Origin of the sequence: Brevundimonas phoenicis, from assembly GCF_047237745.1 — a bacterium.
Taxonomy (GTDB): domain Bacteria; phylum Pseudomonadota; class Alphaproteobacteria; order Caulobacterales; family Caulobacteraceae; genus Brevundimonas.
The window spans coordinates 2,132,005-2,148,540 of record NZ_JBDFLN010000001.1 but is presented as its reverse complement, the minus strand read 5'-3'; the positions used below and the strand labels follow the sequence as shown (position 1 = coordinate 2,148,540).

Below are 16,536 nucleotides of genomic sequence, written 5' to 3'. Positions count from 1 at the left end.
TGGGGATCAATTCGCCCGAAACAGCAAGAACAATATGAGAACTTCTAGCCTGCTTCAGGCGTCCACGGCGTTTCCGGGCGGCGGTAGCGTTCGCCGGGACCGACCAGCACGCCGTTGGCGTTGGCGACCCCCAACTCCAGGCTTTCGGCGATGCGGTGCGCGCGGACGATGAAGTGTTCGGCGGCGACGGGCGGGCATAGTTCGCGGGCGGTGGCTTCGAACAACCCCAGCCAGTGATCGAAATGACGCGCGTCGATCGGCAGGGGCAGGTGCTTGGGCATGGGCCGCCCCTGATAGACGCCGGTCGACAGGGCGACCGACGACCAGAATAGCTTCATCTGCTCCAGATGCGGGGCCCAGTCGTCGATGTGAGCGGCGAAGATCGGGCCGATGACGTCGTCCTCGCGCACCTTGGCGTAGAAGCCCTCGACCAGGGCGTCGATCATGGCTTCGTCGATACCGGTCTCGGCGCGGATGCGGGCGACGGCGGCTTCGCGACGGGCGGCGGCTTCGGCTCGATCCGGCGCGAGACGATCGATGCGGAAGGCGACGGGACGGTCGGGCGTGCTCATGTCGGGAAGATAGGAGGCGACGACGACGAAGGCCATGACGCCGATTGTCCAAGGCGGCGGTTCTCGCTGCATTGCGAAAGCTGCGCCGCAAATTGGGGGTTGCGTTACGAAACGTCCGTCCCCATCCTTCACTCAGCCAACGCATCAGTGAGGAGGCGCGACGATCATGATCAGCACCCTGGAAATCGGTTTCGCCCTTTCCGTGCCGCTGCTCGTGTTCGCCTATGTCCTCGCTCAACCCAAGCCCAAACCGGTCCGCATCCGCGCTCGTGACGCTCAACAGCGTCGCGGCCCGCACGCCTGACGGCAGAGGCCTCTTCGACAATCTGACGCTCGCCTTCGGGCGCGAACGCACGGCCGTCGTGGGTCGCAACGGCGTGGGCAAGACCACGCTGCTGCGCCTTGTCGCCGGTTTGAGCGCGCCTGCTGAAGGTGCGATCACACGCGCCGGAACCGTCGGTTGGCTGGCGCAGGCGCAGACTCCGGCTGATGATGAGACGGTCGCCGATACGCTGGGCGTCGCTGCGCCTCTGGCTGTCCTGCATCGCGTGCTGGCGGGCGATGGTTCGCTGGACGACATGGCCGAGGCGGACTGGACGCTGGAAGAGCGGATGCAGGCGGCGTTGGCCGAGGTCGGTTTGGCTGATCTGGCGCTGAACCGCCGCACGGCGGACCTCAGCGGCGGCGAACAGACGCGGCTGCGGCTGGCGGGTCTGAAGCTGGCCGCGCCGGACCTTCTGGTGCTGGACGAGCCGACCAACCATCTGGACGCCGAGGCCCGCGCCATGATCGCCGATGTCGTGGCCGAGTGGCCGGGCGGCGTGGTGCTGGTCAGCCACGACCGCGCCTTGCTGCGCCGTGTGGATCGCATCATGGAGCTTTCCAGTCTGGGCGCGCGAGTTCATGGCGGCGGCTGGGATCTGTACGTCGAGCGTCGTGACGCCGAGCGGGCCGCCGCCGAGCGGGATCTGGAGCAGGCCGAGCGCGCCGTCGGCCGCGTGCAGCGTGAAAATCAGGCGGCGCAGGAACGTCAGGCCCGACGCGACCGCGCAGGCAAGGCGGCGCGCGCCAACAGCTCCGATCCCAAGATACTGCTCGACGCTCAGGCCCAGCGGGCCGAGGAGAGCGGCGCGCGCGGCCAACGTCTGGCCGAACGCAAGCGTCAGGCGGTCGAGGCCGACCTGACCGAGGCGCGCGAACGGGTCGAGCGCGTGCGCCAGATGGCGCTGGCCATGCCGCCAACCGGCCTGCCTGGCGGGCGCATGGTGCTGAATCTGAGCGAGGCGGTTGTAACGGTCGATGATGGGCGTCGCCTGCTGGGACCGCTTTCGCTGCGCCTGACCGGGCCGGAGCGCGTCGCCGTGGTCGGTCCCAACGGAGCGGGCAAGACGACGCTGTTGCAGCTGATCGCGGGTCTGATCGAGCCTTCGTCAGGGACGGTCGAGCGGCCGGTCCGCGTGGCTCTGCTGGATCAGCAGGCGGCGATGCTGAAACTGAACGAGACCCTGGTCGAGGCTTGGTTGCGACTGAACCCGCAGGGCGCGCCGAACGCTGCGCGGGCGGCTCTGGCGCGCTTTCTGTTCCGCAACGTGCAGGCGGATCGACGTGTGGGCGAGCTGTCAGGCGGTGAGCGGCTGCGCGCGGCGCTGGCCTGCATCATGACGGGCGCGCGGCCGCCGCAATTGCTGGTGCTGGACGAACCCACCAACCATCTGGACATCGATTCCGTCGAGGCGGTCGAAGCCGCCTTGTCAGGCTATGACGGCGCTCTGGTGGTGGTCAGCCACGACGCAGATTTTGTGACGAATCTGGGTGTCGACCGGACCCTTGTGCTGAAGAGCGGTCAGCTCCAGCCTTCGACCACGCCCTGACGGCGGCCGCGGATCGCGGGGGTGTTCAGGATGGTGCGCGGCTCGGCCTCGGCGCGCCCAAACAGCCACCCCTGGCCGTGGGTGACGCCCAGATCGCGCAAAGCGTCGGCGACCTGATCCGTCTCGATCATCTCGGCGATGGTCTCCAGGTCCAGCGAGCCGCACAGTTCGACCAGATGGGCGACCAGGGTGCGGGTTCGGGCGTCGATGTCGATATCGCGCACCAGGGCGCCGTCGATCTTCACCGCGTCGACTGACAGGCCGCGCAGATAGTCGAAGGAGGCCGAACCGGCCCCGAAGTCGTCGATGCAGACCTTGATCCCCGCGTTGCGCAGGGCGCCCAGGCGACGATCAGCGGCGGCCAGATCGGCCAGGGCGGCGGTCTCTGTCACCTCGACCATCAGACGGCGGCGATCATCGGGCGCCGAGGCGGTCATCTTCAGCAGGGCGGCGACATAGGCGTCATTGGCCAGAGAGGCGCCCGAGACGTTGACGGCGATCTTCAGCAGGCCGCCGCCCGGCTCGCGCAGGCGCCGCACCGCCTTCTCGGCCACCGCCAGGTCGAAGCCGTCGATCAGGGCTAGTTCCTCGGCCATCCGGATGGCGGCGGCTGGGCCGGATCCCTTGCCGAAGCGGGCCAGGGCCTCGAAATGATGGACGGCCCGCGTCTTCAGGTCGACGATGGGCTGGTAATAGAGGGCGAACTCGCGGTCGCGCACGATGCTGCGGAAGCGTTCGGCGTCCTTCAGCGTGCGTTGCAGGGAGTCGGCGAAGGACAGTTCAGGCTGATCCATCCCGCCGTCCTTCAAACAGCCTTCGATGGCGAAACGCATGGCGCGCAGGGCCGAGGCGGCGTCGCCGCCCAGGGCGCTCTGGGTGGCGATGGCGGACAGAGCCAGACCCTCGGCCTGACCGGCCTTCTGCATTTCCGCCGCCAGGTCGCGCGTATCGTCCAGATTGCGGATCAGGGCATAGCGATCAGGCGTCAACTGACCTGCGCTGGCGCCGTCGTGAGAGGCGGCGTTCAGGGTCGCGCCGATACGGCTGTGGACCCGCTCCAGCGTGGCCGGGTCGACGCCTTGCAGGCCGTTTACGTCGATGAAGGCGAGAGCCAGCCGCTGCAGGGCGCCTGTCTCGCCGTCCGCCAGACCGGCGCGGGCATGGTTGAGGAAGCCTTCGGCGTCTCTGGGCGGGGCGCCGACAGGAAGGGGCGTGTCCTCGACGACAAAGGGCTCGCCTTCATAGGACAGGGCGCAGGACTGCGCCGGAGCAATATCAGGCAGGGCGAAGGCGCGCAGGGTGGCGCGGCGCATCCGGCCGTCGCCGCAGTCGACCAGCACCTCGGCGGCCGGACTGCGCTGACCGGGACGAAGCGCTCCCAGCAGATTCTGAAGAGCCGTCGCGCTGTTGATCGACAGACGGTCGCTGAGAGGATGACCGACCCAGGCGGCTGTCTGCTGGCCCGCAACAGCGCCTGAACCTAGGGCGAAGCGCACCACGCCATGCTGATCGACTTCGATCAGGGCGTCGGCGGCGGCGAAAGCCAGGCCCAGGAGGCGCGGGGTCAGGGTCATGCCAAAGCCATAGGACGCGGGCTGTTAAGGAATGGCGACGGTTGGCGTCAGGCGGTGCGATTCAACGCCACAGCCCGCCCGTCGCCCTGCATGGCCTGGCCCGAAGCGCCATAGCCCACGCCCTGTGCGCGAGCGCCCGCCACCTCCGCAGCGATGGTGCGGACCAGGCCTTCGGAGACTTGGCGCGCCGCTTCCACGGTCACGGCGTGCTCGGCCAGCACCGCTTCAAAGGCCTCGGTCGCCTCGATCAGGGCGAGGCGGTCGGCCTCGGGGGCGACGGCGATGGCGGCCGGGTTGGCCTTCACCTGGGCGGATTCGCGGCGATAGAGATTGGCCATCTCCTGCGTCTGGGCCATCCCCTCGTTCAGATCCTGGGCGCGATGGGCGCGTAGCGCCTCCATTTCCAACGACAGGCGCTCGGTCAGGTCGCGGGTCAGGCGCGTCAGGTGTTGCACGCGCAGGGCGGCGGTTTCGACATCGGCGGTCATGCGCCTTGCTCCTGCATTTTGATCATCTGGGCCAGAACGCTGTCGGCCAGGCCCACGCCGCCCGCCTTCACCGTTTGCTGGGCCATGGCGTCGACCAGGAAGCCGCGCCAGGCGGCCTCGCCGGCGCCTCCGCCGAAGGGGGCCTCTGTGCTCAGGCCCTCGAACATGGGCTTCATCATCTGCGACAGGAAGCTGGCCTCGAAGGCTTCGGCCGTGCGGCGCATGGCCTTCTGGTTCTCCGACGGGGCCGGATTGGCGGGGGCGTTGGCGCGCAGCAGGTCGGGAGAGACGGCGAGAGGGCTCATCAGATCACCTCGATTTCGGCCTGCAGGGCGCCGGCGGCTTTGATGGCCTGCAGGATGCTGATCATGTCGCGCGGGCTGACACCCAGGGCGTTCAAACCGTTGACCAGGGTGGACAGGGAAGTCGAGCCGCCGACGATCCGCATCTGGCGGCCGGTTTCCTCGGAGATGCTGATGTCCGACTGGGGCACGATGACGGTCTGACCGCCGCGGCTGAACGGTTCAGGCTGGCTGACCAGAGGGATCTCCTGGACCGAGACGGTCAGGTTGCCCTGGGCCACGGCGACGGTCGAGATGCGCACGGCCTCGCCCATGACGATGACGCCGTTGACCTCGTCGATAATGACCTTGGCCGGAGAATCGATCTGGACCGGCAGGTTCTCGACCCGGCTGAGGAAGCCGGCCATGCCGAAGTTCTGGGGCGCGCGGATGGCGACCACGGTGCCGTTTTCGGCGAAGGCGCTCTGGGGGTAGGTCTGGTTGATGGCGGCGGCGATGCGCTGGGCCGTAGTGAAGTCCGGATTGCGCAGGTTCAAGCGCACCACCGGCATGGAGCCGAGGTCGAAGCCGGTCTCGCGTTCGACCACGCCGCCCGAGGCGATGCGGCCCGCCGTGGGAACGCCGCGGGTGATCGATGAGCCGGAGCCGCCCGAGGCCGAAACGGCGCCGGTCTGAACCGAACCTTGCGACACAGCGTAGATTTCGCCGTCAGCGCCTTGCAGGGCGGTGACCAGCAGCGTGCCGCCCAGCAGGCTCTTGGCGTCACCCATGGCCGAGACGCTGACGTCCAGCCGCGAGCCGGGCGTGGCGAAGGGCGGCAGTTCGGCCGTGACCATGACGGCGGCCACGTTCTTGGTGTTCAGGTTGGCGCCGCGGATGTTGACGCCCTGGCGCTCCATCATTCCCTCCAGCGACTGTCGGGTGAAGGGGGAGTTGCGGACGCTGTCGCCCGTGCCGTTCAGGCCGACCACCAGGCCGTATCCGACCAACTGGTTCGAGCGGACGCCCTCGATGGAGACGATGTCCTTGATGCGCGACTGGGCCTCGGCCGCGCCCGGCTGGGCGGCGAGAACCAGGGCCGCGATGGCCGGGCCGATAAGGGCGGTAAGCAACTTCTGCATACGACAGACGTCCCTGCGTGAGCGTTCGTGATTAACCATGCGAGGATCGTGCCGGAAGAAAACGTAAGTGAATTCAATGCCGGATGATCTTCAGTCCAGCGCCTAGCGGCAGGTTTTGCCGGGCCGTTAACCAAGACTTCAGCCCCTGAGGCCATGGTGGGAAACGTAGAAGGAGACGTCTTGCATGAAGGTCACCGGACCCTTGGGCGCCGCTTCGACGCCGACCACGCGACCCGCTGCACGTGCTGCGGGTGGTTTCGCCTTGCCGACGACAGGGGGCGCGGCCTCTGCGGCGCAGGCCGGCGCGACCTCATCCGCGTCAGGCGTCGCGAGCGCTGCGGCTCTGATGGCGTTGCAGGGCGTGGAAGACCCGATGGAGCGCCGCCGCCGCGCCATTCGCCGGGGCTCGGGCCTGCTGGATCGACTGGACGAGCTGAAGCTGGCGTTGCTGGGCGGTCAGGACGGGGCGGCGGCTCTGGGGTGTCTGGCCCGCGACCTGCGCGAAGAACGCGATGAGGACGCTGAGCCGGGCCTGAAAGCTGTGCTGGACCAGATCGACCTGCGCGCTTCGGTGGAATTGGCAAAAGCGGAAACAAGCCGGTCGCGCGCTTGAAGGCGTTGAAACTTCGGCTGAACCCCGGATTTCCGGGGCTTTGTGAGGATAATTCGCCACACTGCCTCTGCGGAAGCGCAGCTTAGCCATATCACGGACTCGCGAACGCCATTGCCGCGACTCTTGCGCTTGCCTATACGGCCCATGCGCCGCAGGGGGGCGCGATTAGGGAATGAGTGTGAGTGCGATGACCGCATTGGCCTCTGTAGTGTCCGGGGACACGGCTGTTTATCGGCCGACCGACGACGAACCGTTCATGAACGAACGGCAGGTCGCCTATTTCAAGACCAAGCTCTTGTCCTGGAAAGACGACATTCTTCGCGAGTCGAAGGGCACCGTCACCAATCTGAAAGCCGAGACCGAGAACCACCCCGACCTGGTGGACCGGGCCTCGTCGGAATCCGATCGCGCGCTGGAGCTTCGGACTCGCGACCGGCAACGCAAGCTGATCTCCAAGATCGACGACGCGCTGCGCCGGATCGAGGACGGCACCTACGGCTACTGCGAGGATACCGGCGAGCCGATCGGTCTGGGCCGCCTGGAGGCTCGCCCGACGGCGACCTTGTCGGTGGAGGCTCAGGAGCGGCATGAACGTCGTGAGCGGGTTCACCGAGACGACTGAAGCGATGCAAACTTTCGTCAAATGACGGAAAGTTCGGGTTTGCTCCAAGCTTGAGCCATTTTGCGCTGCGATAAGCGCGACGACGGCGTTGATCTGCCGTTGTTGCTCTTAATCTATGCAAGGATGTTTCATGACCCGTACGTTCGCCTCTCTTTCGGCTGTCGCCTTGTTGGCGCTGGGGGCCTGCGCTCAGACATCGACTGTCGAACCCGCGCCGCTGGTCCCTGCGGGGCAGGACGGCGTTGTGGAGAAGGTTGTCTACGTGGCCTCTGAAATGCGCCCGTGCACGGCGGGCGTGGCGCGGACGACCTGCCTGCAGGTGCGTGAGACCGAGAGCCAGCCCTGGGAACTGCACTATTTCGGCTACGAAGGCTTCGAGCATAAGCCGGGCGTGGAATACCGCCTGCGCGTTCGCGGTACGCCGGTCGCCAATCCGCCGGCCGACGCGTCTTCCATCCGCTGGTCGCTGATCGAAATTCTGGACCAGAAGCCGGCGCAGAACTGATCAAGGGTTCCGGTCGCGTTTCTCTTGACTTCGAGGGGGACGTGATCGACCTAGACGCTTATCGGAACGGCGTCGCGCCTGCACAGATGCGACGCCTTTTCGACGTTTTCAGAGACTGGACGCTCTGCCCGGATCATCATGATCTGCGGCGGGCCGCCCGGCCGCCTTCGCTTTCAGGCTCGCAGGATCCTCATGTCCGTCAAGGTTCGTTTCGCTCCGTCTCCCACGGGTAAGCTGCACGTCGGCAATGTCCGCACGGCTCTGGTGAACTGGCTGTTCGCCAAGGGGCAGGGCGGGGCCTTCGTGCTGCGCATCGACGACACCGACCTGGTCCGCTCAACGCAGGAGTCGGAAGACAATATCGAGATCGACCTGAAGTGGCTCGGCCTGACCTGGGACGAGCGCTACAACCAGTCCAAGCGGTTCGACCGCTATGAAGAGGCTGCGGCCCGGCTGAAGGCCGCAGGCCGCCTCTACCCCTGCTATGAAACGGCCGATGAACTGGACCGCCGCCGCAAGGTGCAGCTGTCGCGCGGCCTGCCGCCCATCTATGACCGGGCCGCCCTGTCGCTGACCGATGCCGAAAAGGCCGCGCTGGAGGCCGAGGGCCGCCGTCCGCACTGGCGCTTCAAACTGGAAGGCAAGCGCGTCGCCTGGGAAGACCTGTCGCGCGGTCACGCCGAGGTGGACACCGCCTCCATGTCCGACCCCGTGTTGATCCGCGAGGACGGCCTGTTCCTCTATACGCTGCCGTCGGTCGTCGACGACATCGACATGGAGATCACCCACATCATCCGGGGCGAGGACCACGTCACCAACACCGGCGCCCAGATCGAGATCTTCGAAGCGCTGGGGGCCAAGGTTCCCGGCTTCGCTCACATGCCGCTGCTGGTCGGCGCTGACGGCACGGCCCTGTCCAAGCGACTGGGTTCGCTGGCCATCATGGACATGCGCGCCGACGGCTATGAGCCGATCGCCATCACCAGCCACCTGGGCAAAATCGGCACCTCGGACAATCTGGAGGTCGCCGCTTCGCTGCAGGAACTGGGCGAGGCCTTCGCCTTCTCCAAGATGGGCCGTTCGCCCGCCCGCTATGACACGGCCGATCTGGATCGCCTGAACGCCCAGGCGGTGCACGGGATCGACTACGCCGCGGCCCAGCCGCGCCTGGAAACCCTGGGTGTCGACCTGGGCGAGACCTTCTGGAACACGGTGAAGGGCAACCTCAGCAAATTCGGCGACGTCGTTGAGATGGCGAAGATCGTTACGGGGCCGGTGACGCCGGTGATCGAGGACGCCGCCTTCGCCGCCGCGGCTCTGGAACTGCTGCCCGAAACCATTGACGCCGACGCCTGGTCGACCTGGACCTCGGCGGTGAAGGACAAGACCGGCGCCAAGGGCAAGGGTTTGTTCATGCCGCTGCGTCTGGCGCTGACGGGTCAGGCGCACGGCCCGGACATGGCGGCCATGATCCCGCTGATCGGGCGCGAACGCATGATCCAGCGCCTGAAGGGCGAAACCGCCTGACGGTCCGCCCAAGGGATAGAAGAAAGGCCGCCCTCGTCATGAAGGCGGCCTTTTTCATTTAGGACTGAAGTCGGGATCAGCCCGCGTTGCAGGCGGCGATCTCTTCTGCGCTCAGGGCCTGGCCCTTGTAGGAGAAGCTGGTCACCGGGCCGATCTTGGCGACCACGCGACGGCAGGCGCGCGTCGCGGGCTGATTGGAGCCGCCGGTGGCGGTGCAGGCGTCGCCTTCGCAGCGCCAGGTGGCGCCGTCGACGATCACACGGCCGGTCGGGGCCTTGGCGGCGTCAGCCAGGGTGGCGCTGGTGGCCGGGGCCTGGGCGAAGGCAGGGGCGGCCGCGAACAGGACGGCGGCGGCGAGAAGAGCACGCATGAACAGTCTCCGATAAGGGTAGGGCGCACGCCCAGCACCGCCATAGTCCGTTCTTTTAGAAAACTGTCAATGCGGCTTTCTGTCGAGGGATCGGCGTTTACTGACCTACGTTTACTTACCGACGATCATGTTTCAAGTGGGGCGTGTCCTGAGCTGATTTCATGGCTTCGATCGCGCCTTCGACGGAATCGACGCTGACATAGGCCTCCAGGAAGCTGGGCGGGGTCATGCCCTTGGCCACCGTATGCTCGATCAGGGTGAAGAAGCCGTCCCAGAAACCATCCAGATTCAAGAAGATGACCGGCTTGGCGTGCAGGTCCAACCGTTTCCACGACAGCAGTTCGACCACTTCCTCCAGGGTGCCGACGCCGCCCGGGGCGACGACGAAGACGTCGGATTCGTCGTACATCAGTTGTTTGCGTTCGTGCATGGAGGTGACGACGATCGTCTCCACATCGTCGAACAGGCGCTCGCGGCTGCGCAGGAAGGCGGGCATGATGCCGACGACGCGACCGCCGGCTTCATGCGCTGCGCGAGCCGAGGCGCCCATAAGGCCCACGCCGCCGCCGCCATAGACGAAGCGCCAGCCCGCCTCGGCCGTCGCCTTGCCGAATTCCGCTGCCGCCTGGATGTAGCGCGGGTCGGTTCCGTCAGACGAGCCGCAGAACAGGCAGACGGATTGGCCTTCGAAGGGGGCGATGTTGACGGAGGGCAAGGACATGGAGTGTTTGACGACCTTCACGATTAGAGCGCCAGCACTAACCGGCTGGCCTGTATGACGCCACAACCTATAGTGACGCGCGGCAGGATGGAACGAGCGAAGGAGGGCGGGATGAAGGCGAAAGCGACGGGACTGCAGGGTTTGGGCCTGGGGCTGGCCGCGTGTCTCGGTCTTGTCGCCGCAGGCTGCGGCGCGCCTTCGTCGGTGCAAGAAGAACCGACCGAAACCGAGCAGGAAAGCTGGGCCGCTGCTCCGCATATCGACAGGGTAACGATACAGAGGTCTGGCTTTCTGATCAGCGGTCAGGCGCCGCCCGGTTCACGGGTGGTCCTGAGCAGCGCTGTTGGCGCCGCCATGGCTGCGGGCGCGGATGCGAGAGGACGCTTTGAACTGCCTGTGGGGGCGGAGGCGGTTGGTTATGTTCTGACGCCGGAAATCCAGATCGGCCAGACGCCTGTCCCGGGGGCTGAACGGCTTCTGCTGGCGGGGGAGGGCGCCGTGGTCGGGGCCTTGCTGATTGATGGCGGAGCGAGCCGTCGATTGACGGAAGGCCCCAGCCTGGACGCGGTCGACGGCGACGGGCGCGGACTGCTGCTTTCGGGACGGTCTGACCCTGGGCGAAGAATCGAAGTGCGTAGCGAAGGCGAAACGGTCGTCGCCGTGGCGGATGAGACTGGTTTCTGGGTTGCACCGCTGTCACGTGTCAGCGACCGCGAAGCGCATATCGAAGTGGGTGATGATCGTTACATTTACCCAGGGCCGGGACCGGCGACAGGGCGCGCCGAACGTGCAGCGCAGGGCTGGCGGGTCACGCGCGTGCTCTCGGGCGCAGCGCGACAGACGAGCTGGTTTCCGGACGCGACCAAGGCGGCTCCACTGACAGAAACGTCGTTAACGCCCCATTAACCAAACTGGGTGATCTACGGAGCGTCTTCTTTTTGTGAGGACACCCACCATCACCGAATGACTTCAAGCCCGGCGCCTGGCGTCGGGCTCTCTTTTTGTGGTCATGTGCGCGGGTGCATGGTCAAGAAGGCCGGCAGGAGGCTGGCCACGACCTGACGGCTGGCTCCATCGGATTGGCCCAGCATCTCGCGCAGCGGATCGCCGATCAGCGCCTCGCCGAACGCGCTCAATGCGATGAAGAGCACGGCCGAACCAATGGTCTCGTCCGCCTGTTCGCCGCTGAGGCCGATCTTTTCCTTGATGGCCATGACCAGATTCTGAACCGCTTCACGCACGGGCTCCAAGTGCGACAGGTCGCCGGACAGGGCGATCCACGCGGCCAGTCGTCCAGCGCCGCCAGTCGAGAAGGCGTCGAAAACGGCGTTGATGAGTTCAAGCGGCGCGCCTTCGTCGGTTCGCAAGCGAGCGACGGCGGCGTCCAGTGCGTCGCTGAGGTCCGCCACCATCGAGCCCATGAGCGCTGATTGAAGGCCTGCAGCTGAACCGAAGTGGTGGATCAGGTTCGCATGGGTGACGCCGATCTCTCCCGCGACAGCCGCCAAGGTCACGGCGTTTGGTCCCCCTGACAACAAAAGATCACGGGCTGAGGCCAGGGCTTCGCGTCGCGCTTCTTCGGGAGAGCGCCGTCTGCGACGAGGTTTGTCGGCGATTTTAATTGACATTTGTGTAAATGACATCCATGTAGATAACGTGTCTTACGAGTTGTCCAAGGAGACTGCAAGCCATGGTCGCGACAGCGCTTGATGATAATGCTGGCATATTCGGCGTTCGCGAACGCTCTCGTACGCTAACCCGTCGAGTTCAGCCCATCCGCGCCGCCCGCGCCATACGGCGACTGGTGGCGGACAAGGATGATACCGAACAGGTGTTCGAAATCATGAACGCCTTGGCGGGCCGATCTGTTGACTGGGGTTACGCCAAGTTGATGAGCACGTCAGAGGGCGGGCTTCAGGCCTATCGGCGGCAGGAATTGGCAGACCGTCTTCAGGACCGGGATTGGCTGAAGGCGCTCCCAGCGGGCAGCGTCGGCGCCGCGTATCTGGATTTCGTCGTGGCTCAAGACCTGTCCGCCTATGGACTGGCGGATGAAAGCCGCAAGGTGGCGGACAGCGAGATCGAAGCCGCCCATCCGCGCGCCTGGTACGCGCGTCGTCTGCGTGACGTGCACGATATCTGGCACGTTCTGACCGGCTATCGGACTGACGCCTTGGGTGAAGCCTGCGTGGTGGCTTTTTCACTGCCGCAGACTCGCAGTTCAGGATTTGGCCTGATTGCGGCGGCGATCGCCGTGCAGTTCGCGCGCGCTCGCACCGGCTATCCTTGCGCCCGCGCGGTGTTCAGGGCGTGGCGCGACGGACGTCGTGCAGCCTGGCTGCCGGGGCAGGACTACGAGGCCTTGCTGGCTGAACCGCTGGACCAGGCGCGTCGCCGCCTGCGCATCTCTACGCCTTACATCTATGAGCGCGTGCCGCGCGACGTCTGCAACGCCTACCTGGGCGGCAAGGGCTGAAAGACGGCGTTCGGGGAGCGTGGTCGGGGCGGCCGCGTTTCCTCGAAAGTAGTGAACTGAAGAGCGCCTGCGCGACGTGGTTCGCAGGGGAGGGATGACATCATGTTGATAGGGATCACGGTCGCCACTGTCGTGGCGGTCTTTATGACCCTGGTCTTCGCGCCTGTACGCAGAAGCCTGTTGTCGCGCCCGGCGATGGGGGCCTTTCGTCGCATCATGCCGCGCATGAGCGCGACCGAGCAGGCGGCGATCGAGTCCGGCAACGTCTGGTGGGACGCGGAGTTGTTCTCCGGCCGGCCGGATTGGAAGCGGCTGCTGGCGACGCCTGCGCCGCGACTGACTGACGACGAGCAGGCTTTCCTCGACGTCGAGACCGAAAGACTGTGCGAACTGTCCAGCGATTGGGACAGTACGTCGGTGTGGCAGGATTTGCCGCCCGACGCCTGGACCTATGCACGGGAGAAGGGCTTCCTGGGCATGATCATTCCCAAGGCTTACGGCGGTCTGGGCTTCTCGGCCTATGCGCACAGCCAGGTGATCCAGAAGCTATCGACGCGTTGCTCGGCGGCGGCGGTGTCCGTGATGGTGCCCAACTCCCTGGGGCCGGCTGAACTGCTGCTCCACTACGGCACGGAAGAACAGAAGAGTTATTATCTGCCGCGCCTGGCGCGCGGTGACGAGATTCCGTGCTTCGCCCTGACCAACCCGTTTGCAGGCTCCGACGCCGCGTCGATCACGGACACGGGCGTGGTCTGCAAGGCTATGTGGGAGGGACGCGAGACCCTGGGTTTCCGCATCACCTGGCGAAAACGTTACATCACCCTGGCCCCCATCGCGACGGTGATCGGTCTAGCCTTCCGCGCGGTCGATCCGGACGGGCTGCCGGGCGAAGGCGAGGAGCCGGGGATTACCTGTGTCCTGATCCCGCGCGAGCATCCGGGTGTGCGGATCGGGCGTCGTCACTGGCCGTTGAACGCCGTCTTCCAGAATGGGCCGATCGAGGGTGACGACGTCTTCGTGCCGATGGAGATGGTCATCGGCGGGCGCAAACAGGTCGGCAACGGCTGGCGGATGCTGATGGAGTGTCTAGCGGCGGGCCGCGCCATCTCCCTACCGTCCTCGAACGTAGGAATGTCCAAGCTGGCCGTCGGCATGGTCGGCGCCTATGTCGCCATCCGACGCCAGTTCAACCAGCCGATCGGCGCCTTCGAGGGCGTGCAGGAGGCCCTAGCCCGGATGGCTGGACACCTCTACGCTACGGATGCCGTGCGGCGGCTGGCCGCGACTGCGCTGGACCAGGGCGAGAAGCCCTCGGTCGTCTCGGCCATCGCCAAATACCACGTGACTGAACGCGCCCGGATCATCGTCAATGACGGTATGGACGTGATCGGCGGCAAGGGCGTCTGCATGGGGCCGAGCAACTTCCTGGCTCGCGCTTATCAGCAGATTCCGGTCGCTATTACGGTCGAGGGCGCGAATATCATGACTCGCACCCTGATCATCTACGGCCAGGGCGCGATTCGCTGTCATCCTTACGTCCTGCCGTTGATGCGGACAGCCGAGGCGCAGGATCTGAAGGCCTTCGACCGAAACCTCTTCGGTTACGTGGGCTTTGTACTTGGCACTATGGCGCGCGCGGTCGGGTTCAGCCTCACGGGCGGAGCGCTGATCTCGGCGCCGGGCGACGCAGCGCCGGAGCTTAGGCGCTACTATAAGCAGGCAGTGCGGCTTTCGACTCTGCTGGCGCTGGCGTCGGATATCTCGATGGCTACGGTCGGTGGCGCGCTGAAGCGCAAGGGCGCGCTGACCGGACGGCTGGGCGATATCCTATCCCAGCTCTTCATCCTGTCGTCCACGTTGAAGCGGTTTGAGGACGAAGGGCGTCCGGCGGAAGATCTGCCCTTTGTGCATTGGGCGGCACAGGATGCGCTGAATCGTGCGGCGACCGCTTGGCGGGAACTGCTGACCAATCACCCGAGCCGAGGCGCGGCCCTGTTTCTGAAATTGACGGGGACGCCGTTCGGTCTGAAGGCGCCGACGCCCGGCGACGCCTGTGCGGCCGAGGTTGCGGGATTGATACAGCGCCCCGGCCCCGCGAGGGATCGTCTGGTGGCCGGATCGTGGAGAGCCAGTCTGGAGGTCGATCCCATCGCCGCCGTTCTGGTCGCCTTCGATCTGTACCCGCAAGTGGAGGCTGTGGAGGCGCGGCTGAAACCGGCGATCAAGGGAGGGCGCTTGTCGCGTGCGCCGCAGGATTTGACCCAACTGGACGCCTGGGCGATCGAGGCCGAGGCGCAAGGCCTGATCGACGCCGAGGAAAAGGCTCTGATCGCGCGCTACGCCGAGGTCGCGATCCGGGCGATCCAGGTCGATGATTTCCCACAGGACTTCGGCCTGGCTGAAGGTTTGGCGCGGCGCGAGGCGGCCTTGGCTGGCAAGGGACGCAAGGCCGCCTGATGTCGGACCGCTACCTGGACTTCGCCAACAGCGGGATAGGCGGATGGCTGACGGGAGCGCTGGGCCTGCCGCGTCCTTTGCCGCTTCGTCGTCGAGTAGAGGGCGGCGCCACACCCGTGGGGCCGTTGCTGCTGGGCGGGAGCATGCGTCTGTCGTCGCTATCGCACCGACTGGCCGAGCGGTGGGGCGTCGAACTTCACGCGGCAGCTAGAGAAGATGAGCGCTACGGCGGACTGATCTTCGACGCCTCAGACGTCGCTGATATGGCAGGCGCGGCGGATCTCTATCGTTTTTTCCAGGAAACGGTGCGCCGACTTGGGCCTTGCGGACGCATGGTGGTGATCGGCCGCCCCCCTGAAAGCATGGTCGATGCCGAAGGCGAGGCTGTGCAACGCGGGCTGGAAGGCTTCGTCCGATCGTTGGCCAAGGAAGCGCGTGATGGCGGGACCGCGCAGTTGCTGCGGATCGCGCCGGGTGCGGAAGAGGCGGCGTCGTCCAGCCTGGGCTTCTTCCTGTCGCCGCGTTCGGCCTATGTCTCTGGACAGGTGGTGACGATCGGGGCGGCGGCCCCTGTCCAGATGTTCGCCGAGCGAAGACGCGTTCTGATCACCGGCGCGTCACGTGGGATCGGCGAGGCCATGGTGCGGCTGTTTACGACCGAAGGCTATGCCGTGACGGCGCTCGATGCGCCGGAAGCAGAGACCGACCTACGTGCGCTGGTCGCCCAGATCGGCGCTGAGGCGCTGAGCCTCGACATCACTGCGGTCGATGCGGTGGAGCGATTGATCCATTCCGCGCGGACCGCGGGCGGATACGACGCCGTGATCCACAACGCCGGAATCACGCGCGACCGCACCCTGGCGCGGATGTCCGAGGCCGAGTGGGACGGCGTCATGGCGGTCAATCTTGGCGCGCCCCTGGCTTTGACGCGGGCGTTGCTGGGGGCTGGGCTGGTCCGGCCAAACGGGCGGATCGTGGCGGTGTCCTCGCTCAGCGGTATTGCGGGGAACAAGGGCCAGGCCAACTACGCCTTGTCTAAGGCGGGCTGGATCGGCGCGGTGCGGCGTCTGGCGGTCGAGGCGGGCGCCGGGATCACCATCAACGCCGTCGCGCCGGGTTTCATCGAGACCCGCATGACGGCCGCCATCCCCTTCGCCATTCGCGAGGCGGGACGGCGAATGAATAGCCTGGGACAGGGCGGCCAGCCGGTCGACGTGGCTGAGACTGCACTGTGGCTGGCTGAACCGGACAACGGCGGGGTGAATGGGGCCGTGGTTCGTGTCTGCGGTCAGAGCTTGCTGGGGGCCTGACGAATGC

The 16,536-nt window shown here is 66.2% G+C and carries 18 protein-coding genes; 10 read left to right on the top strand and 8 right to left on the bottom strand.

The window, feature by feature from the left end; all coding sequences use genetic code 11:
• Positions 1-44: 44 nt before the first annotated feature.
• A complete protein-coding gene (locus ABC419_RS10605) occupies positions 45-608 on the bottom strand; it encodes a group III truncated hemoglobin (protein ID WP_412877521.1) in 564 nt (187 codons plus the stop codon).
• A gap of 130 nt (positions 609-738) precedes the next feature.
• On the opposite strand from ABC419_RS10605, the gene ABC419_RS10600 reads away from it, so the two are divergent.
• Together ABC419_RS10600 and ABC419_RS10595 are read left to right on the top strand one after the other, a co-directional pair.
• A complete protein-coding gene (locus ABC419_RS10600) occupies positions 739-876 on the top strand; it encodes a hypothetical protein (protein ID WP_003165247.1) in 138 nt (45 codons plus the stop codon).
• A complete protein-coding gene (locus ABC419_RS10595; RefSeq protein ID WP_412877522.1) occupies positions 842-2,443 on the top strand; it encodes an ABC-F family ATP-binding cassette domain-containing protein in 1,602 nt (533 codons plus the stop codon). The genes ABC419_RS10600 and ABC419_RS10595 overlap by 35 nt, the downstream gene beginning before the upstream one ends.
• On the opposite strand, the gene ABC419_RS10590 is transcribed toward ABC419_RS10595, so the two are convergent.
• Genes ABC419_RS10590 through ABC419_RS10575 form a run of 4 tightly spaced genes read right to left on the bottom strand, consistent with a single transcriptional unit; the run spans position 2,416 to position 5,928 of the window.
• Positions 2,416-4,017, bottom strand: coding sequence for an EAL domain-containing protein (locus ABC419_RS10590; protein ID WP_412877523.1), 1,602 nt, complete (start codon positions 4,015-4,017; stop codon positions 2,416-2,418). The two genes, ABC419_RS10595 and ABC419_RS10590, sit on opposite strands and share 28 nt — an antisense overlap.
• A 47-nt stretch (positions 4,018-4,064) precedes the next feature.
• Positions 4,065-4,505, bottom strand: a complete 441-nt coding sequence (locus tag ABC419_RS10585) for a flagellar basal-body protein FlbY (RefSeq protein WP_412877524.1) — start codon at positions 4,503-4,505, stop codon at positions 4,065-4,067.
• A complete protein-coding gene (locus ABC419_RS10580; protein ID WP_412877525.1) occupies positions 4,502-4,810 on the bottom strand; it encodes a rod-binding protein in 309 nt (102 codons plus the stop codon). The genes ABC419_RS10585 and ABC419_RS10580 overlap by 4 nt, the downstream gene beginning before the upstream one ends.
• Positions 4,810-5,928: a flagellar basal body P-ring protein FlgI gene (locus ABC419_RS10575; protein WP_412877526.1), complete on the bottom strand. Its 1,119-nt coding sequence runs from the start codon at positions 5,926-5,928 to the stop codon at positions 4,810-4,812. The genes ABC419_RS10580 and ABC419_RS10575 overlap by 1 nt, the downstream gene beginning before the upstream one ends.
• Positions 5,929-6,112: 184 nt before the next feature.
• On the opposite strand from ABC419_RS10575, the gene ABC419_RS10570 reads away from it, so the two are divergent.
• The 4 genes from ABC419_RS10570 to gltX all read left to right on the top strand — a co-directional run bounded on the left by ABC419_RS10570 (position 6,113) and on the right by gltX (position 9,195).
• A complete protein-coding gene (locus ABC419_RS10570; protein WP_412877527.1) occupies positions 6,113-6,541 on the top strand; it encodes a flagellar assembly protein FliX in 429 nt (142 codons plus the stop codon).
• 187 nt (positions 6,542-6,728) lie between these two features.
• Complete coding sequence (gene dksA / locus ABC419_RS10565; protein WP_125900251.1) at positions 6,729-7,163, top strand: RNA polymerase-binding protein DksA; 435 nt, start codon at positions 6,729-6,731, stop codon at positions 7,161-7,163.
• A gap of 130 nt (positions 7,164-7,293) precedes the next feature.
• Positions 7,294-7,668, top strand: coding sequence for a DUF4377 domain-containing protein (locus ABC419_RS10560; protein WP_412877528.1), 375 nt, complete (start codon positions 7,294-7,296; stop codon positions 7,666-7,668).
• A gap of 192 nt (positions 7,669-7,860) precedes the next feature.
• Positions 7,861-9,195 (top strand): glutamate--tRNA ligase, encoded by a 1,335-nt coding sequence (gltX, locus tag ABC419_RS10555; RefSeq protein WP_412877529.1) that lies wholly within the window; start codon positions 7,861-7,863, stop codon positions 9,193-9,195.
• 76 nt (positions 9,196-9,271) lie between these two features.
• On the opposite strand, the gene ABC419_RS10550 is transcribed toward gltX, so the two are convergent.
• Together ABC419_RS10550 and ABC419_RS10545 are read right to left on the bottom strand one after the other, a co-directional pair.
• Positions 9,272-9,565 (bottom strand): DUF8200 family protein, encoded by a 294-nt coding sequence (locus ABC419_RS10550; protein ID WP_200165280.1) that lies wholly within the window; start codon positions 9,563-9,565, stop codon positions 9,272-9,274.
• A 115-nt stretch (positions 9,566-9,680) separates the two neighbouring features.
• Entirely contained in the window at positions 9,681-10,286 is a 606-nt protein-coding gene (locus ABC419_RS10545) for an LOG family protein (protein ID WP_125900255.1), read from the bottom strand.
• Between the two features lie 111 nt (positions 10,287-10,397).
• On the opposite strand from ABC419_RS10545, the gene ABC419_RS10540 reads away from it, so the two are divergent.
• Positions 10,398-11,192: a hypothetical protein gene (locus tag ABC419_RS10540; RefSeq protein WP_412877530.1), complete on the top strand. Its 795-nt coding sequence runs from the start codon at positions 10,398-10,400 to the stop codon at positions 11,190-11,192.
• A 101-nt stretch (positions 11,193-11,293) separates the two neighbouring features.
• Here ABC419_RS10540 and ABC419_RS10535 read toward each other — a convergent pair whose 3' ends face one another.
• Positions 11,294-11,914, bottom strand: a complete 621-nt coding sequence (locus ABC419_RS10535) for a TetR/AcrR family transcriptional regulator (protein WP_125900257.1) — start codon at positions 11,912-11,914, stop codon at positions 11,294-11,296.
• Between the two features lie 176 nt (positions 11,915-12,090).
• Here ABC419_RS10535 and ABC419_RS10530 point away from each other — a divergent pair, with 176 nt between their 5' ends.
• The 3 genes from ABC419_RS10530 to ABC419_RS10520 all read left to right on the top strand — a co-directional run bounded on the left by ABC419_RS10530 (position 12,091) and on the right by ABC419_RS10520 (position 16,529).
• Positions 12,091-12,762 carry a Coq4 family protein gene (locus tag ABC419_RS10530; RefSeq protein ID WP_289647640.1) on the top strand — a complete coding sequence of 224 codons (672 nt, stop codon included), beginning with the start codon at positions 12,091-12,093 and terminating at the stop codon, positions 12,760-12,762.
• A 102-nt stretch (positions 12,763-12,864) separates the two neighbouring features.
• Positions 12,865-15,219: an acyl-CoA dehydrogenase gene (locus ABC419_RS10525; protein ID WP_412877531.1), complete on the top strand. Its 2,355-nt coding sequence runs from the start codon at positions 12,865-12,867 to the stop codon at positions 15,217-15,219.
• The gene (locus ABC419_RS10520; RefSeq protein WP_412877532.1) at positions 15,219-16,529 is read left to right on the top strand and encodes a 3-oxoacyl-ACP reductase; all 1,311 of its coding nucleotides are present in this window, start codon (positions 15,219-15,221) and stop codon (positions 16,527-16,529) included. Before ABC419_RS10525 ends, ABC419_RS10520 begins: the two co-directional genes overlap by 1 nt.
• The last annotated feature ends 7 nt before the right edge of the window (positions 16,530-16,536 follow it).